This window comes from Bacillus massilinigeriensis (assembly GCF_900111815.1).
GTDB classification, from domain to species: domain Bacteria; phylum Bacillota; class Bacilli; order Bacillales; family Cytobacillaceae; genus Mesobacillus_C; species Mesobacillus_C mediterraneensis.
The window spans coordinates 2,315,366-2,332,474 of sequence record NZ_LT630004.1; the positions used below are offsets into that span (position 1 = coordinate 2,315,366).

The window sequence follows — 17,109 nt, forward strand, 5'->3', positions numbered from 1 at the left end:
AATACTATGAAGGATCCACATTATCCAAAGGGGGTCATGCAATGGCGAAGGACGTACTCTGCGAAGTCAATAACTGCCTATATTGGGCAGAGGGAAACCTCTGTGGTGCAGACCAAATTTATGTTGTCAGCAGCATTGGAGATACAGCAGCTGAAACAGATGACACTGGCTGCAAAACCTTTGTACCAGCACAATAAAAATGGAGAGGGAAGGGCGGCGGCCCTTCCCTCTCTTTACTATAATTGTTCCATTGGACCGAATACTTCATAATGAATCCTTTCCTGCGGAATACCGAGCTCTCTAAGGCTAATGTATATCGACTTCATAAAAAGCTTCGGACCGCAGAAGTAATAATCTGCATTTACCGCGGGAATCATTTCAGCGAGTGATTCCTTCGTAACAAATCCCTCTTCATAATAGCTTGGGGCTCCTTTATCTTCCTTTGTTGGAGAATCGTAAAAAACAAAGCTCTTCACATTGCCTTTCTTCACACATTCCTTTACTTCTTGTGAAAAAGTATGATTTCTGCCGTTTGATGTAGCATGGATGAAAGTCACTTCTCGCTGGGGCTGGGCATCCACTGTAGCCTGCAGCATACTGAAGAGTGGAGTAATACCAACACCTCCGCTAATAAGCACAAGCGGCCCCTCTTCATACGGATGAACAGTGAAGTCTCCAGCAGGAGCACTTACTTTCACAACAGTTCCTTCCTCTGCATGATCATGAAGAAAATGTGAAACAACCCCAGCTTTTCCGTTTTGTTCTCCTTCCCGCTTTACTGTGATGCGATAATAATCTCTCCCTGGCGCTGCGGAAAGACTATATTGCCTTATATGCTTGAAGGAATCATTGGTGCTTTCGACAAGAACACTTACATACTGCCCGGGAAGAAATTCCGGTAGGAAATCGCCGTCCACTGGCTGCAGATAAAAAGAGGCAACATGATCACCCTCAGCCACTTTCCTGACAACCTTGAAATCTCGAAACCCTTCCCATCCTGCTTGATGATACATTTCTGCTTCCACACTGATAAAAACGTCCGCTATCACCTTGTATGCTTCTTTCCAAGCATGGAGAATCTCTTCATCCGCTGCTTCCCCAAGGACTTCCTTGATTGCAAGCAGCAGGTACTTCCCAACAATCGGATACTGCTCAGGCTGAATCCCAATACTACGGTGTTTGTGAGCAATCAAACGGACCTCAGGTAAGATTGCTTCAAGCTTGTCAATGTAACTTGCTGCTGCATAAACAGCCGAGGCAAGCGCTCTTTGCTGCTGTCCTTTCTTCTGGTTCGCATGGTTAAAAATGTTCAAAAGCTCTGGGTGGTCTGAAAACATTCTTTTGTAAAATACGCTCGTAATTTTCTCTCCGTGCTCTTCGAGTACAGGTACTGTCGATTTAATGATAGCTATTGTTTTCTGATCTAGCATTGTCAACACCCTCTTCTGTATTTATCACTACTCACACAGTAATTATAAAATTAACTGAAATCATTTATTGTGATATAAATCACGCATCGTCATATTTTCTTCATTCTATTCCATGTAAAAAGGCAGCTGAATAAGCTGCCTCCTTTTTACATAAAGTATTCTTCTGTAAATTGGGTTACTTCGGCTAACCTTCGCTCATGGATTTCAAAACCTATCCCAGGTGATGATGGAATTAAGATCCGCCCATGCTTTACTTCGATTTCCGGCATGATGATATCCTGTTCCCAATAACGGGAAGAGCCAGATATATCGCCCGGAATCGTAAAGCCTGGTAGAGATGCAAGAGCGATGCTATGTGCCCGTGATACTCCAAACTCAATCATGCCTCCACACCAGACAGGTATATCATGCTCTCTACAGTAATCGTGGATTTTCATTGCAGGTCCTAATCCTCCGACTCTTCCAGCCTTAATGTTCATAACGCCGCAGCTGCCAAGTTCGATTGCTTTTCTTGCAGACTCAAAACTTGTAATACTCTCATCAAGACAAATCGGTGTCCTAATCAGTTTTTGTAGTTTTGCATGTTCAATGATGTCATCATGTGCAAGCGGCTGCTCCACCATTAAAAGATCGAATTCATCCAGTGCCAGCAATCTTTCAGCATCCTGGAGGGTATAGGCAGAATTAGCATCTGCCATCAAATCTAGATCAGGAAAGTGCCGTCGGATTATTTGAATGAGTTTGATATCGTTTTCTGGGCTTATTTTTACCTTGACTCTTGTGAAACCTTCACTCAAATAAAACTCAATCTGATTGAGAGAATCATTGATTGTCTTTCCGGCAATAACAACACCTGCTGGAATGGATTCCCCTACTCCGCCGATATATTGGAAAAGCGGCATCCCCTTTCTTTTCGCAGCTAAATCCCAGAATGCGCTTTCCATACCAGCCTTAGCCATCAGATTTCCACGATATTTGCGAAAAATATTTGCGGTATCGTGTGGTGTACTCGGCATGTTATCCCGTAATAACGGAATCAAAAAATCGACCATCATATGCCAGCACGTTTTAACGGTTTCTTCTGTATACCACGGAGAGGTGAACGCCACGCTTTCACCATACCCTTTTACACCATCTTTTCCTGTCACTTCGATGATGATTCCCTCACGCTCTGTGACAGTCTCCAAATGGGTAGAAAAAGGGGTTTTCAATGGCATTTTTATATGATGCAGCTTGATTGACCGTATATTCATTCCAAGCCATCCTCCCCTTTCAGCATTGCTTTTAACTTTCTTCGCAACAGCTTTTTCGCAGCATTTCTGGGGATGCTTTCAACAAAGATGATATGCTTTGGAATTTTATATTTCGCAAGATGGTTTTCACAGTAATCAAGGACCTCTTGTTCCGTTAAATCTGATGATTGTTTTTTAACGATAAATGCTGCAGGTGCTTCCCCCCACTTTGCATCTTGCACCCCAGCGATTCCAGCATCGGAAATTTTGGGATGAGCTTGGAGAATACCTTCTATCTCTGCTGGATAAATGTTTTCACCGCCTGAAATAATCAAATCAGAACGGCGATCCAACACAAATAGAAAACCACTATCATCAAGATAGCCGATATCCCCTGTATACAGCCATCCTTCCTTTAGCGCATTTGCTGTTTCCTGGTCGCGATTGGCATACCCCGGGGTCACATTCGGTCCTTTCACCACGATTTCCCCTTCTGCATAGGGATGAGCATCTGTTCCATCTTCAAGAAGGACACGGATTTGGTTAGGGAATAAAGCTTTCCCTGCAGAACCAAGCTTTTCTATGCTGTACTCAGGAGGGAGTGTTGCGAATTGAGAAGAGGTTTCCGTCATTCCATATGTCTGGTAGACAGGAACCCCTTTTGATCGGCAAGTCTCAAGCAGCGACAAAGGAGCTGGCCCTCCTCCTAGCAGCATGCAGCGGAAACTCTCTGGCATGCCCCTATCATCCATTTTTTCTACAATTTGTGAAAGCATCGTTGCCACAACCGACATGATGGTCACACGCTTTGTTTGGAAAGATTCAATTACTGCAGCAGCATTAAAATGCTCATGAAGTTCCACGGTAATACCGTAAATGATGCTTCGCATAAGAATTGAATACCCGCTGATATGAAAAATAGGTACAGCACACAGCCATTTGTCTTGTTCATAGATTCCAATGTTTAGAGCTGAGCCTGTGGCGCTCCACCAGTGATTTCCGTATGTCTGCAGCACTCCCTTTGGCTTGCCGGTCGTTCCTGATGTGTACATAATCGTTGTCACATCATCCAAGGAATATTCTTTCAGTAATGAATATGGTCCAGCTGCCTCTAAGAAAGCAATCTCTTCTGTACAGAGCAGTTTTCCTTCTGGTACTTCAGCTTTCCGGAATGCTTCTTTTGCTTTGTCATACAAGAACGTTTCAGCAATAAAAATCTTTGGTGAACTATCTTCAAGCTGCCAAGCAAGTTCATCTGCAGTAAGCCTGTTATTTAAAATAACTGTTTCACAACCTGCCATTTGCAGGGCATGCAAGATAAAAACAGATTCAGCCTTATTAGGAAGTAGCACTGCGATGCGCGTTCTATTCACTGCTCCAAGACTTCCTAGCTTTTTAGCAATCCCAAGAGAAACTTTATATAGTTCCGCAAATGTCCAGCTTTCATCCCCGAAGGTCAGCGCAGTCCTGCCGGGAGTCAGTTCAGCCCGCTTTTTCAACCAGTTTGGCATAATCTGTCCCACACTATCTCCTCCTTCTATAATAGGAAAACAGCCTGATGATCACATCAGGCTGCAGTATACGTCTTTTTATCAAGGGAAACGCGGGAACTGGCCAAAATCCGGTTTACGCTTCTCTTTGAAAGCGTCACGGCCTTCCTTTGCTTCATCCGTTGTATAGTACAATAGGGTCGCATCTCCGGCAAACTGCTGAAGGCCTGCAAGTCCATCTGTGTCCGCATTCATTGCTGCCTTTAAGAAACGCAGTGCAGTTGGGCTTTTTTCGAGAATTTCCTCACACCATTTCAGCGTTTCCTCCTCCACTTTTTCAAGCGGAACAACTGTATTAACCAAGCCCATATCAAGTGCTTCCTGTGCATTATATTGACGGCAAAGGAACCAAATTTCCCTCGCTTTCTTATGCCCCACGATTCTCGCTAAGTAACCTGAACCATATCCTGCATCAAAGCTTCCAACATTCGGGCCAGTCTGGCCAAAAATGGCGTTATCCGCTGCGATAGTCAAATCACACACAACATGAAGCACATGTCCGCCGCCAATCGCATAGCCTTTCACCATTGCGATGACTGGTTTCGGAATAACTCTAATCAAGCGCTGGAGGTCGAGGACGTTAAGTCGGGGAATTTCATCTTCTCCAACATATCCTCCATGACCGCGTACTTTTTGGTCTCCTCCGGAACAAAAAGCAAGGTCGCCGGCACCTGTTAATACAATAACTCCAACATTAGAATCGTCACGCGCGTACGCAAATGCATCGATTAACTCCATTACAGTTTTCGGGCGGAATGCGTTCCTAACTTCCGGCCTATTAATCGTAATTTTGGCAATGCCGTTATATGTTTCGTATAAAATATCTTCATAGGTACGTTCTGAAACCCATTCAGTCATCGCTCTTCCTCCTAATTATGTATTGCTTAAAAACCTACTTACTATTGTACCAAATTTTTCAGCTTGTTCCACATGAATTGCATGCCCAGCGGGTGAGATTGTCACATGCCGACAAGAAGGAATTTTTCTAGTCATTTCAGTCGAGATGGCACAGAACTTTAAATCAAGGCTTCCCGAAAGGATAAGCGTTTCAAATGAAAAATTCTTTATCTCATTCCACCATGAAGGCTGTGAGCCTGTTCCCATCCCCAATAGACTATTTGACAGACCTAAAGGAGAATGAGAAAGACGCTCATTCCGGATGTTGTTGCGAATGGCTTGCGGCAGTTTTTTTTGCGATTGGAACAGCGGAATGTTCTCCCAATAGTCCACAAAAGCTTCTAATCCTTCTGTAACAAGCATTTCGGCAAGCTTGCCATCCTGCTCTTTCCTCATCTTTTGGTCTTTCTCTAGTTTCAAGCCTGGAGACGTACTTTCAAGGACTAGCTTCCTTACTCTTTGAGGATACAGAACTCCAAAAGCAACAGCAATGCGGCCGCCCAGCGAGTACCCTAGAACATCTGCTTGTTCTACGCCTTTTGCATCAAGCATTTCAGCAATAGCCTGTGCAGCTTGAATGATGCTGTATTTTTCCACTTCTGGCGAGGCATCAGTCTTTCCATGTCCGATTAAATCAGGCATTATGATCCTCGAGTGAGCTTCCCAATACTTACAGAAAGGCTCCCATGTCTTTCCTGTTCCTGTAAAGCCATGAAGGGCAACAAGTGGAAAACCAGCACCGCATTCTTCCACATGGTATCGCACACCATCTATAATGAACTTCAAAGCGTCTCACCTTCAAGTAGGATGTCTATTTCCCGGGAAACATTTTTCCACAAATTCCGATGCTCTTGTAAATTAGCTTCCCTATCAGTGACAACCTCCATGATATTCAATCCTTTTTGAATCTTGTTCTTTTCAAATGCCTGCAAGAATTCATCTTTATCTGTGATTTTATCATAGCTTGCACCATACATTTCTGCAGCAGATTGAAATTTAAGATCTACAGGAGTACCAAAAAGCCTTTCAAAATGCTTCGGGTGATTAGCCTGTGGCAGAAAAGAAAAAATACCGCCACCATTGTTGTTAATAAGGATGATATTTATATGAAGATTTTCCATTTTCGCAGGCAAAAGACCATTTGTATCATGGAAAAAAGTAAGATCGCCAAGGATTAAATAGACAGAATCATTAATGACTGCCGCCCCCATCGCTGAAGAAATCACCCCATCAATTCCATTTGCTCCTCTGTTTGCCAACACTTTAATATTTTTCCCGTTACAAGTGAAAAAAGTATCCAGATCACGAATCGGCATACTGTTTCCTACGAATATTGTTGCATTTTCAGGTAACTGTCCCTTTAATAATTGGAAAAGTTTCGCTTCGCTTAAAAGGTTGCCTGCTTCTACTTCTGCTAAGAGTTCATTTGTACGTGCATTAAGCTGCTTCCATCTTTCAAGGTATTCCTCGTTTTCGGGCTTTTTTTTCATTGCATCGGATAATGCAAGGCAAAATTGTGTCTCTGATGCATAAACCATTCTGGAAGCTGACATCAGTGGATCTCGCCAGCCGTTTCCGCCGTCCACCACAATTTGCATCGCTTGCCTGTTTTCTTTAAGAAATAAAGAAAGTGCCTTAGAAACAGGCATCGCACCAAAGCGCAGGACGACGTCAGGCTTCAATACTGTCTTTGCAGCTTCATTCCTCAAAAAAGTGTCGTATCCATCGATAATATAAGATTTATCGTGTACACCGCTTCGCAGTTGAGAAAGCGGATCTGCGAGGATAGGAAACCCTAAGGTTCTCGCGAGAAGTACTACTGCTTCAGAAAAATCTTTATCCTCAATTGGACCACAAACAATGATTCCTTTTGTGTCGGGAGGCAATTCCTCTATAAGCGATTCATAAAAAGAATCAGGAAGACTCATGGAACCTTGTACAATTTGAATATATCCCTCTGGGCGCTCTTCTAGCTCAAACATCTCGTCATGGAGATTTGGAATAAGCGGTTCCCGAAGAGGAAAGTTCAGATGAACAGGACCTGCTGGAAATGCCTTTGCAGTTGCTGCCGCTCGTGCACAAACAGTCCGCGCATATCTTCTTGCATCACTGCTAGCTTCCGGTATGGCCATTTCCACAAACCATTTTACATTGTGTCCGTACAAGTGTATTTGATCGATTGCCTGCGGGGCTCCAACATCACGAAGTTCATGAGGACGGTCCGCAGTAATGACGATAAGCGGTACTCTGGAAATTCCCGCTTCAACAATGGCAGGATAGTAATTGGCAGCAGCTGTTCCTGAAGTACAAAGAAGGGCAACAGGCTTTCCTGATGCCTTGGCGATCCCAAGGGCAAAAAAAGCTGCTGAACGCTCATCAACATGGATATGCAACTGAAGTTCGGGATGCTCTGCCATTACCATCGCAATAGGAGTGGACCTCGAACCAGGACTGATGACGACATCTCTCACACCCGAAATTGCTAATTCGGCTACAAAGCTTGATAAATAAGCAGTTAAAGCTTCTATATGGCTCACTTTTCTCCACCTCCCAGTGCATGCAGCATTGGGCGGAACTTAATATTCGTTTCCCTGTATTCGCTGTCCGCATCAGAGTCGGAAACGATACCGCACCCTGCAAATAAGGAAGCTTCTTTTCCTCTCAAAAGACCCGAGCGGATTGCCACGGCAAATTCTCCATTTCCTCTATGGTCAAGCCAACCCATTGGTGCGGCATAATATCCTCTGTCCAGAATCTCCACTTCACGAATTTTCTCTACTGCTTGTCTTTGAGGCATCCCACCAAGCGCAGGGGTCGGATGGAGGCGGTCAATGATTTGGAAAATGGAAGTTCCTTCTTTGTTTGTTCCAATAACTGGCGTATATAAATGCTGAATATACTTCATCTTCATGAGTTGAGGAGATTCCGGAATATCCACTTTTTCGCATGTTGCTTCCATCGCTGCCCTAATCATATCGACAACATACTGGTGTTCAATTAAATTTTTCTGGTCTTCCAACAGGCTTTTTCCTAGTCTTTCATCTTCACCAGGATCATCGCTCCTTCCGATCGAACCTGCTAGACACGCAGAAAAAAGCGAATTCCCCTCTTTTTTGATAAGTCTTTCCGGAGTTGCCCCAATAAAGCAGTCGTCTCCCGCTTCAAGTGCAAAGATAAAGCTGCCTTCCTGTTCTTCCAACAGATTGTGCAACACGCTATCCGCCATGATTGGCTCGTGATAACGAAGTCGCAACTCCCGAGCAAGGACAACTTTTTGAAGGTCGTTGCCGCGCAATTCTTGCACAAGCTCCAAAATACTATTTTTCCATTCCTCCGGCCGCACTTCCTCGATCTCTTCAAGAGAAGGAACTGTTGGGAAGGTACCGGTAGTTTCCAGTGTTAATGCAGCCTTTTCCAGCAAAAATTGTTGATACAGCTTTTCCGCTTCATCCTGCCAGGAGCACAGGATATTTGAAGTAAGATAAGCTTGTCCTTCCGAAACAGTCAGCAAATATTTAGGAACTTGAAATTGGGAATCTGCAAATCTTGCCCATAATCCTGTTTTATCCTTTAGAGGATCGAAGGAAAATCCGCCGAACAGCACTGGACCCGTTCCTGCAACTTCTTCATCTGAAAGAATAATCGCCCTTTCGCGCAAACTCTTCCACGCTTCCTCTATTGAGGTAAATCGATCTTCATTCCCAAAATGCTGTAAAACGGCCGTAGTTCCAACGCCTGCAAAAATATTTCGGCTTTCAGGATCCTTCCAAAAAAAACGTTCACCTAAAAAAAGCTGGCTCCCTGCATGAAAAAAAGCGAAAGCATCGTTTCTGTCAATCCTTTGAACTTCGCTTACCAATACTGGTTGGTTCATTTCCTGAGCTTTTCTAATCCCAGAAACGATTCCTTCCTTCAAGCTGGTATCGTGAATCGTAACCAATTTTTATCCCTCCAATAACAGCCTTTCACTGTTATTACACGTTTTCAAACTTATTTTAAGATACACCCCAAGTATGACAATGTCAATAACAGCCATTACTCTTCGTACTAGTCTTATCCTTATTATATATTTGTTTTTAGATTCCATAAACAAAGGAGTATCAGCAGGTATTATTAACCAGTTGCAACAGTTAAATTTCATTGACAGCGCATACATTCGGCCCTACACTTTAATTGTAACGGAAAATCGGCTATAAACGAAAACATTTGACTATATTTCTTGAACTTGTTAAAATTATATGGTTTGTTTATTTAAAATAAAGGGAGAGATTGAGAAGATGCAAACACATCTCGAACCTAGTTCCCCACATATTGAAAGAAATCACGGTTGGAGAGTATGGTGGCAGTTGATACGTCCTCATACTTTGACAGCGGCGTTTGCGCCTGTCCTTTTGGGCACAGCACTCGCTGCAGGGATTACGGATATCAGTCAGGGCATGTTTTTCGCTATGTTGGCAGCAAGCCTTTTAATTCAGGCAGCAACCAATATGTTTAATGAATATTATGACTATAAAAAGGGACTTGATACGAAAGAATCGGTAGGAATCGGTGGAGCGATCGTGAGAGATGGCCTTCAGCCATCAACTGTACTGTCCCTTGCCTTTCTGCTTTATGGCATTGCACTTTTCATTGGAATTTATATTTGCGCTAACAGCAGCTGGTGGCTGGCAGCCATAGGATTAGTATCAATGGCTGCAGGGTATTTTTATACCGGTGGTCCTCTTCCAATTGCCTATACGCCATTCGGTGAAATTGTCGCGGGCTTCTTCATGGGACTATTAATTATCCTTATCTCTTTTTATATTCAAGTTGGAACAGTCACTGTCGAAAGCGTTCTTGTTGCGTTCCCAAGCTTTATGCTTGTGGGTGCAATCCTGTTGGCAAATAACATTCGGGACCTTGAAGGAGACAAAGATTTTGGGAGGAAAACCTTAGCGATCCTTATTGGACGCAACGGGGCAATCAACTTGCTTATGGGAATGTTTATTGTCTCCTATGCTTGGATTGCAATCCTCATCTTTATAGGGACTATCACTCCATGGGTATCCCTAATCGCGCTCAGCCTTCCAAAAGCGATTGGTGCAGTTAAAGGGTTTAGGACAAATTCGAGCCCATTGCAGATGATGCCAGCTATGAAAGCTACGGCACAAACAAATACCTTTTTTGGACTGTTGCTTTCTGTAGGCCTGTTTATACAATATTTCCTTTAATGGCTTCCGGTGTTCCGGAAGCTTTTCTTATGTTTTCATCCTACGGCAAAGGGTATTGGATAGAGAAGAATACCTATGTAAGCCAGAGATGAGGATGTGAAAAATCATGCTACAGCCACAACAAATTTCCAAATTAAAAAACATGCTTTTAGATGAAAAAGAGACGCTTCAAAACCAAATCAAAGGAAATAATGAAGAAGGGTACCTGAATGGAGGTGAAAGTGAAGCAACCGGTGAACTATCCTCTATCGATAACCACCCTGCTGACAGCGGTACAGAACTATTTGAACGAAGCAAAAACATTGCAATGGACGAGCATCATGAAAGGGATCTCGAAAAAATTGATGCAGCGCTAGGAGCAATTAAAGATGGATCCTACGGGAAATGCCAAGAGTGCGACACCGATATTCCTTTCGAAAGATTGGAGATCGTTCCATACACCCTATACTGTGTCGATCATACGCCAGAGGTAAGCATAAGCGATGACAGGCCTGCTGAAGAGGATATTTTAGAGAAAACACACAATATAGAATTTCAGCGCAGGGAAAGAGTAAAAACGACTGATAATCAGGATAGCTTCCAAGAAGTAGCCGCATATGGAACATCCGAAACACCTGCAGATGTTTTGGGAGACCATGAAGATTATAACAATCTCTATGATGGCAGTAAAAACAATGAAGGATTTTCTGAAGACTATGAATCCTTTACAGGTACAGATATGTTTGGTAAAAACCAAAAAATTTATCCTAATCGCCAAGAAGAAAGGTACGAAGAGATGCTTGACGACAAGGGTACCGAGTCCCAGCTTGGTAACATTCCTTATCGAAAGGAAGACAGTTATGTAAAGGAAAACAAGGCAAAGAATCAATGATGCAATTCATATGCTATCGCAGTAAAGGGGCACCCGAAGATGGGTGCCCCTTTACTGCGATAGCATTCATTACTTCGCGGTCTCATCCCATCCAGCCGTTTTCAGTATTTTTCCCGTAGAAAATTTCATCCATTTCAACTTGCACTCTCTTACTGATTTCCAACTCTTCTTCTTTGGATAAGCTATCTTTGCTGTATCCGAATAAATAATGATCCAGGTCGAAATTTTTCAGCTTGCATTTTGTATGGAAAATGTTTTCCTGATAGACATTCACATCAATCATCTGATACGAATCCTTTATCTCTTCCGGAATATAATTTTGAATACTGCTAATATCATGATCAATGAATAGCTTATTTCCACTCTTATCTCTGGTGAATCCCCTTACCTTATAGTCCATTGTTAAAATATCTGCATCAAAGGATTTAATAAGATAGTGCAACGCTTTTAGCGGAGATATTTCACCACAGGTAGAAACATCGATATCCGCCCTGAACGTGCTGATGCCTTCATCAGGATGGTATTCAGGATACGTGTGAACAGTGATATGGCTTTTATCCAACTGAAAGACAACATTATCCGGAAGCGGACCTGGTGACTCTGAGAAGGCTTCTGTTGGTACTTCTACTATAGGCTCTTCCGATATAAGAACAGTGACACTAGCACCTTGTGGAACATAATCCTGCTTTGCGATATTCAAAACATGGGCTCCGATGAGATCAGCTACATTTTTTAGAATGTTGGTAAGGCGCTCCGCATTATATTGCTCATCAATATATTCAATGTAGGATTCCCGTTCGGACTTCGTTTTCGTGTAACAAATATCATACATATTAAAGCTTAGCGACTTCGTAAGATTATTAAAACCGTGAAGTTCGATTACTTGTTGGTTGGAAAGCTTCATAGAGCTAAACCCCTTTCTTTTTCCATAATGCTGTTATTTATGATACCCCTATGGAAAAAGAAAAAACAAAGCTTCTCCTGAGGAAAACTCTGTTTCGATTATTATCGTCTCACACTTCTATATATCTAATGATGATTGAGTTTTAGGATCAATCTTCCAAATTTCTTTGGCATACTCAAGAATTGTCCTGTCACTGGAAAAATAACCAGACTTTGCGATATTAACAAGACTGCTTTTCAACCACGTTTCTCTCTCCTGGAAGCTTTTCCCCACTTTTTCCTGCGCTTTTACATAGGAAGCGAAGTCCCTGTATACGAAGTACTGATCATGATGAGATAGTAGCGAATCAAATATAGCTGTGAACTCGTTCTCTGTGTCAGGAAAAAATCCATTGATAAGCTGATCAGTCACTTGACGGATTCTTTTATCATGATGATAGTATTCGTGTGAATGATAGCCACCATATTTTTGGTATGATAGCACTTCCTCTGCAGTCAAACCAAACAGGAAGATATTTCCCCTGCCAACCAGTTCGGTGATTTCCACATTTGCTCCATCCAGCGTACCTATCGTTAATGCACCATTCATCATGAACTTCATATTCCCTGTCCCCGAAGCCTCTTTGCTCGAGGTCGAAATCTGTTCGCTTATATCAGACGCGGGGAAGATGTCTTCTGCAAGGGATACCCGGTAATTTTCCAGGAATACGACCTTCAGTCTTCCTTCTGCATCTTTATCGCGATTAATCTTCTCTGCTACTGTGTTAATCAGCTTGATGACTTTTTTAGCAAAATAATATCCCGGTGAAGCCTTTGCCCCGAAAATGAAGGTTCTCGGGTAAAAATGATAGCCTGGATCCTCCTTCATCCGATTGTACATATACATGATATGAAGCACATTCAAAAGCTGGCGTTTGTAGGCATGCAGTCTTTTTACTTGCACATCAAATATGGAGCTTGGATCTACAGAGAAACCGTTTCTTTCAAAAATAATGCCAGCAAGCCTTTCTTTATTAGCAGATTTGACTCGGTCTAACTCTTGGAGAAACCCTGCATCATCCTTGAATGATAATAGCTCCTCTAATTTTTCTGTCTCCCGAATCCAGCCGTCGCCGATTGCACCAGTGATCAAATTAGACAGACTTGGATTCGATTTAAGCAGCCAGCGTCTATGTGTAATACCATTTGTTTTGTTATTAAACCGTTCCGGAAAAGTTTCTGCGAAAAGCCTCATTTCCCGCTTTTTCAAAATCTCGGTATGAAGCTTTGCTACACCGTTCACACTATGGCTTCCTATAATAGCAAGCGGAGCCATTCTAACTTCACCATTTGCAATAATAGCCATGCTTTCGATCTTAGCCCAACTTCCTGGCTCCCTCTCCCAAAGATCACGGCAAAAGCGTTCATTTATTTCTTCGACTATCATATAAATTCTCGGAAGCAATGGTTGAAAAATGGAAGTTGGCCATCGCTCTAATGCTTCAGAGAGCGTCGTGTGGTTTGTATAAGACAAGGTATTCCTCGTGATATGCCATGCTTCATTCCAACTAAAACCCTCTTCATCGATGAGGATCCTCATCAGCTCGGGTACAGCGAGCGCTGGATGCGTATCATTGATGTGAATAGCAACATGGTCATGCAATGACAAAAGACTTGTATTCTGTTTTTTATAAGTAAGGATGATGGACTTTAGACTTGCAGCTACAAGTAAATACTGCTGCTTTAACCGAAGTATTTTCCCCTCATCATGAGTATCATCAGGATAAAGGAACTCTGAAATACTTTCTGTATCTTTTTTGTATTGCAGAATATGCTTGCTGTCCATCGTTCGGGAAGGCTCTGCAGTCCACAGCCGCAATGTATTTACAGTACGCGTACGATATCCTATTACTGGTATGTCATACGGTACGGCTGTCACTGTTTCTGCATCATAATGACGGAAAATAAGTTTTCCGTTCTCTACGCTGCTTTCCACTTTTCCCCAATAAGGAATTTCCACACTTTCATCCGCTTTCCTGACTTCCCAGACATGGCCGTGTCTCAGCCATTGTTCGGGAAGTTCAACCTGATAGCCTTCAATAATTTTTTGTTCGAAAAGACCATACTTGTACCGTATACCATAGCCATGACCAGGGAGATCAAGGGAAGCAAGAGAATCAAGAAAGCATGCCGCAAGCCGGCCGAGACCGCCATTTCCAAGTCCCGCATCTGCCTCCTGATCTTCCAGCTCATCCAAGTCGATGCCGAGATCAGCAAGTCCTTCACTGACGATTTCCTCAAGTCCAAGGTTCAGTAAATTTTGACGTAGAAGCTTTCCTAGTAAGAATTCGATAGATAGATAATAAACTTGCTTTTTTCGTGTTTTCCTGTAGCTTTCATTTGTACGAATCCACTCTGCGCTGACACATTCTCTGACCATTGTCCCAAGAGTGTGAAATTGCTCTCTCTTTGTGCTATATTGAAAATTTTTACCATATGCCATTTCCAGTCTATTTTGAAATGCACGCTTAAATTCTGCTGCATCAGCGAACAATGGAATCGCCTCCGTCAATAAGTTGTTGGTATAACGTGTGGTATTCTTTAGCGGAAACTTTCCAACTGTAATCTAGCTTCATAATGGAAGAGACCAGTTTCCCCCATTCTTCTTTCCTTCCATAAAAACCGATTGCACGCTCTATCGTATGCAGCATGTCATGAGCATTAAAACAAGTAAAGGTGAAGCCGCTGCCTGTTTTCTCCCACTCATTATAAGAATGGACTGTATCATTCAGACCGCCAGTTTCCCGGACAATCGGCACTGTTCCATACCTCATGGCAATTAGCTGGCTTAACCCGCAAGGTTCAAACCTTGATGGCATAAGGAACATGTCCCCCCCAGCGTAAAATCTATGAGCGAGTCCCTCATCAAATCCAATCCATGCTTTGAAGTTGTCAGGATAAAGGGATGCCATCCTATTTAAAAACTGCTCGAAATCATGATCCCCAGTTCCTAGGATTGCCAATTGAATATCTGTCTCCATCAATTCATGGAAAACCCCTTTTACAAGATCCAATCCCTTTTGTCCGGTTAGCCTTGTTACCATTACGATAAGTGGTCTATCGCTCAAAGGAAGACCAAGTTCCCGCTGCAATGATGCTTTATTCTGTTTTTTGCCTTCGAGATTCTCTGAATGATAAGTTGCGTCAAGCAATCCGTCATGTTCAGGATCATACAGAAGGTAATCAATGCCGTTCAATATTCCCTCAAGATCTCTATCTCTGAGCCTAAGCACACCATCAAGCCTTTCGCCATAGTATGCGGTTTGGATTTCTTCCTTGTAGGTTGGACTGACTGTCGTAATTTTGTCCGCAGAAATTAATCCAGCTTTCATAAAGTTGATATTCCCATAAAACTCTAGCTGATCGGCGTTAAAATATCGGTAGCTCAGTCCAAGAAGATCGCCAAGTGTTTCAGGAGGCAATATTCCTTGAAACTGTAAATTATGGATCGTAAAAACGGTTCTGATGTTTTGACACCGTGAGTCTTGATTGTATTGTGTGCGAAGGAGAAAAGGAATCATCCCTGCATGCCAATCATGACAATGTAGAATATCAGGAAAGAAATCAAGTTCAAAAAGCGCCTCCAAGACAGCCCGGTTAAAATAGGCAAACTTCTCCCCATCATCAAAGTCTCCGTACATCCTGTTGCGCTTAAAGTAATACTCATTATCGACAAAATAATAGATAATCCCGGCATGTTCCATCTCTTCAATCCCGCAGTATTGCCTTCTCCAGCCGACACGAACAATAAATTCCTTGCGCTTTTTCATTTTCATCTTATATTCGTGTGGCACTATTGTGTACTTCGGCAAGATGACTCTTACATCGCTCCCAAGCTTAGCAAGCTCAGCAGGGAGTGTCCCAGCAACATCTGCAAGACCGCCTGATTTAACGAAGGGGACACATTCTGAAACTGCAAACAAAACCTTCAAGAGTTCATCCACGCCCCTTGTACAGAACCTTTTCGAATAACAAATGGCATCGGTCCGCTATTTTTAATATGTGCACCTCTTTCCACTATTACATCCTTATCCAGTATTGCTCCTTCCAAGATGCAACTTTCCTCCACTTTCGTTTTCTGCATGATGATGCAATTTTTCACAATTGAATTTTTGCCAATTCTCACACTTCTGGCGATAATGCTGTTCTCAACCGTTCCTTCAATTAGGCAGCCATTCGCAATCATAGCATTTTTCACGGAGGCTCCTTCCGCATACCGAGTCGGTGGCTCATCTTTGACTTTCGTCAATATTGGCCTTTCCATTGCGAAAAGCTCACTCCAAATCTTCGGTAGAAACAAATCCATGCTCGCTTCATAATATTTCTCCACAGTATCAATCATGGACGCAAAACCATCATAATGATAGCTGCAAAGGGTAAACGGACTGTTTGGATCGGTTGCTACATCCCTAATGCTCAAATAGGAGGTTTCGTGCCTAGTAAGGATCAGTTCTTTTAGAAGGGAGGTTTTCAGAAGGAATATATCAAGCGAAACACCGTCCTTCCTAATTGCCGTAATGTCGCAGCCAGCTTCGATATGACATTCAAGAACAGGTTTAAAATCCATATTAAAAATGGTGCATGCATTCGCAACAATCGTATATTCTTGTTCACTCCTCATAAAAAAGTCGATATTAGCGGCAAAATGGTCGAGTGATCCAAGACCTGTCACCGGATAATCGAGACTTGGTGAGGGAAAGAAAAACAATCCGTCTCGCTTTCGATTTAGATCCCAATTCTTCCCAGAACCTAAATGATCCATTAAGGACCTGTATTGGAATTTCGGAAAAATAGCCACACTCCTTATATCGGAATTAACCATATTAGAAAGAATAAAATCAACCAGTCTATACCTTCCTCCAAACGGTACCGCCGCTGGTGATCGGTGAATCGTCAACTCTTGAAGACCTTTATGATTAGCGGTTGCATCAATTACTCCAAGCAAGCTGTTCTTCAACATAATCCTCCTCCTTCCAG

General features: G+C 42.7%; 14 protein-coding genes. 3 read left to right on the forward strand and 11 right to left on the reverse strand.

From position 1 onward, the window contains the following. Positions 1-41: 41 nt before the first annotated feature. Positions 42-197 (forward strand): DUF1540 domain-containing protein, encoded by a 156-nt coding sequence (locus tag BQ5796_RS12050; RefSeq protein WP_071460470.1) that lies wholly within the window; start codon positions 42-44, stop codon positions 195-197. A 39-nt stretch (positions 198-236) separates the two neighbouring features. Here BQ5796_RS12050 and hmpA read toward each other — a convergent pair whose 3' ends face one another. From hmpA to BQ5796_RS12085, 7 genes are all read right to left on the reverse strand, one after another. Then, positions 237-1,430 (reverse strand): NO-inducible flavohemoprotein, encoded by a 1,194-nt coding sequence (hmpA, locus tag BQ5796_RS12055; RefSeq protein ID WP_071460471.1) that lies wholly within the window; start codon positions 1,428-1,430, stop codon positions 237-239. 146 nt (positions 1,431-1,576) lie between these two features. Then, positions 1,577-2,683: an o-succinylbenzoate synthase gene (gene menC, locus BQ5796_RS12060; RefSeq protein WP_071460472.1), complete on the reverse strand. Its 1,107-nt coding sequence runs from the start codon at positions 2,681-2,683 to the stop codon at positions 1,577-1,579. Then, positions 2,680-4,173, reverse strand: a complete 1,494-nt coding sequence (locus BQ5796_RS12065; protein ID WP_071461284.1) for an o-succinylbenzoate--CoA ligase — start codon at positions 4,171-4,173, stop codon at positions 2,680-2,682. The genes menC and BQ5796_RS12065 overlap by 4 nt, the downstream gene beginning before the upstream one ends. An 81-nt stretch (positions 4,174-4,254) precedes the next feature. Further along, positions 4,255-5,070, reverse strand: a complete 816-nt coding sequence (gene menB, locus BQ5796_RS12070) for a 1,4-dihydroxy-2-naphthoyl-CoA synthase (RefSeq protein WP_071460473.1) — start codon at positions 5,068-5,070, stop codon at positions 4,255-4,257. A 15-nt stretch (positions 5,071-5,085) separates the two neighbouring features. Next, positions 5,086-5,895, reverse strand: a complete 810-nt coding sequence (gene menH, locus BQ5796_RS12075) for a 2-succinyl-6-hydroxy-2,4-cyclohexadiene-1-carboxylate synthase (protein WP_071460474.1) — start codon at positions 5,893-5,895, stop codon at positions 5,086-5,088. Then, positions 5,892-7,646: a 2-succinyl-5-enolpyruvyl-6-hydroxy-3-cyclohexene-1-carboxylic-acid synthase gene (menD, locus tag BQ5796_RS12080; protein ID WP_071460475.1), complete on the reverse strand. Its 1,755-nt coding sequence runs from the start codon at positions 7,644-7,646 to the stop codon at positions 5,892-5,894. The genes menH and menD overlap by 4 nt, the downstream gene beginning before the upstream one ends. Continuing rightward, positions 7,643-9,049: an isochorismate synthase gene (locus tag BQ5796_RS12085; protein ID WP_071460476.1), complete on the reverse strand. Its 1,407-nt coding sequence runs from the start codon at positions 9,047-9,049 to the stop codon at positions 7,643-7,645. The genes menD and BQ5796_RS12085 overlap by 4 nt, the downstream gene beginning before the upstream one ends. A 337-nt stretch (positions 9,050-9,386) precedes the next feature. On the opposite strand from BQ5796_RS12085, the gene BQ5796_RS12090 reads away from it, so the two are divergent. Together BQ5796_RS12090 and BQ5796_RS12095 are read left to right on the forward strand one after the other, a co-directional pair. Further along, a complete protein-coding gene (locus BQ5796_RS12090; protein WP_071460477.1) occupies positions 9,387-10,319 on the forward strand; it encodes a 1,4-dihydroxy-2-naphthoate polyprenyltransferase in 933 nt (310 codons plus the stop codon). 106 nt (positions 10,320-10,425) lie between these two features. Beyond that, positions 10,426-11,190 carry a TraR/DksA C4-type zinc finger protein gene (locus tag BQ5796_RS12095; protein WP_071460478.1) on the forward strand — a complete coding sequence of 255 codons (765 nt, stop codon included), beginning with the start codon at positions 10,426-10,428 and terminating at the stop codon, positions 11,188-11,190. Positions 11,191-11,272: 82 nt separating this feature from the next. Here the strand turns inward: BQ5796_RS12095 and speD are convergent, their stop codons facing one another. From speD to BQ5796_RS12115, 4 genes are all read right to left on the reverse strand, one after another. Then, positions 11,273-12,094 carry an adenosylmethionine decarboxylase gene (gene speD / locus BQ5796_RS12100; RefSeq protein WP_071460479.1) on the reverse strand — a complete coding sequence of 274 codons (822 nt, stop codon included), beginning with the start codon at positions 12,092-12,094 and terminating at the stop codon, positions 11,273-11,275. 117 nt (positions 12,095-12,211) lie between these two features. Then, a complete protein-coding gene (locus tag BQ5796_RS12105; RefSeq protein ID WP_071460480.1) occupies positions 12,212-14,626 on the reverse strand; it encodes a glycogen/starch/alpha-glucan phosphorylase in 2,415 nt (804 codons plus the stop codon). Continuing rightward, on the reverse strand, positions 14,616-16,064 hold the full coding sequence (glgA, locus tag BQ5796_RS12110; protein ID WP_071460481.1) for a glycogen synthase GlgA: 1,449 nt from the start codon (positions 16,062-16,064) through the stop codon (positions 14,616-14,618). Before glgA ends, BQ5796_RS12105 begins: the two co-directional genes overlap by 11 nt. Beyond that, on the reverse strand, positions 16,061-17,089 hold the full coding sequence (locus BQ5796_RS12115) for a GlgC family sugar phosphate nucleotidyltransferase (protein ID WP_083413175.1): 1,029 nt from the start codon (positions 17,087-17,089) through the stop codon (positions 16,061-16,063). Before BQ5796_RS12115 ends, glgA begins: the two co-directional genes overlap by 4 nt. Between the last annotated feature and the right edge of the window lie 20 nt (positions 17,090-17,109).

What these genes read in the sequence shown, in the direction of transcription:
- BQ5796_RS12050 (WP_071460470.1), top strand. Translation starts at nt 42, where the DNA reads ATGGCGAAGGACGTACTCTGCGAAGTCAATAACTGCCTATATTGGGCA.
- hmpA (WP_071460471.1), bottom strand. Translation starts at nt 1,430, where the DNA reads ATGCTAGATCAGAAAACAATAGCTATCATTAAATCGACAGTACCTGTA.
- menC (WP_071460472.1), bottom strand. Translation starts at nt 2,683, where the DNA reads ATGAATATACGGTCAATCAAGCTGCATCATATAAAAATGCCATTGAAA.
- BQ5796_RS12065 (WP_071461284.1), bottom strand. Translation starts at nt 4,173, where the DNA reads ATGCCAAACTGGTTGAAAAAGCGGGCTGAACTGACTCCCGGCAGGACT.
- menB (WP_071460473.1), bottom strand. Translation starts at nt 5,070, where the DNA reads ATGACTGAATGGGTTTCAGAACGTACCTATGAAGATATTTTATACGAA.
- BQ5796_RS12090 (WP_071460477.1), top strand. Translation starts at nt 9,387, where the DNA reads ATGCAAACACATCTCGAACCTAGTTCCCCACATATTGAAAGAAATCAC.
- BQ5796_RS12095 (WP_071460478.1), top strand. Translation starts at nt 10,426, where the DNA reads ATGCTACAGCCACAACAAATTTCCAAATTAAAAAACATGCTTTTAGAT.
- speD (WP_071460479.1), bottom strand. Translation starts at nt 12,094, where the DNA reads ATGAAGCTTTCCAACCAACAAGTAATCGAACTTCACGGTTTTAATAAT.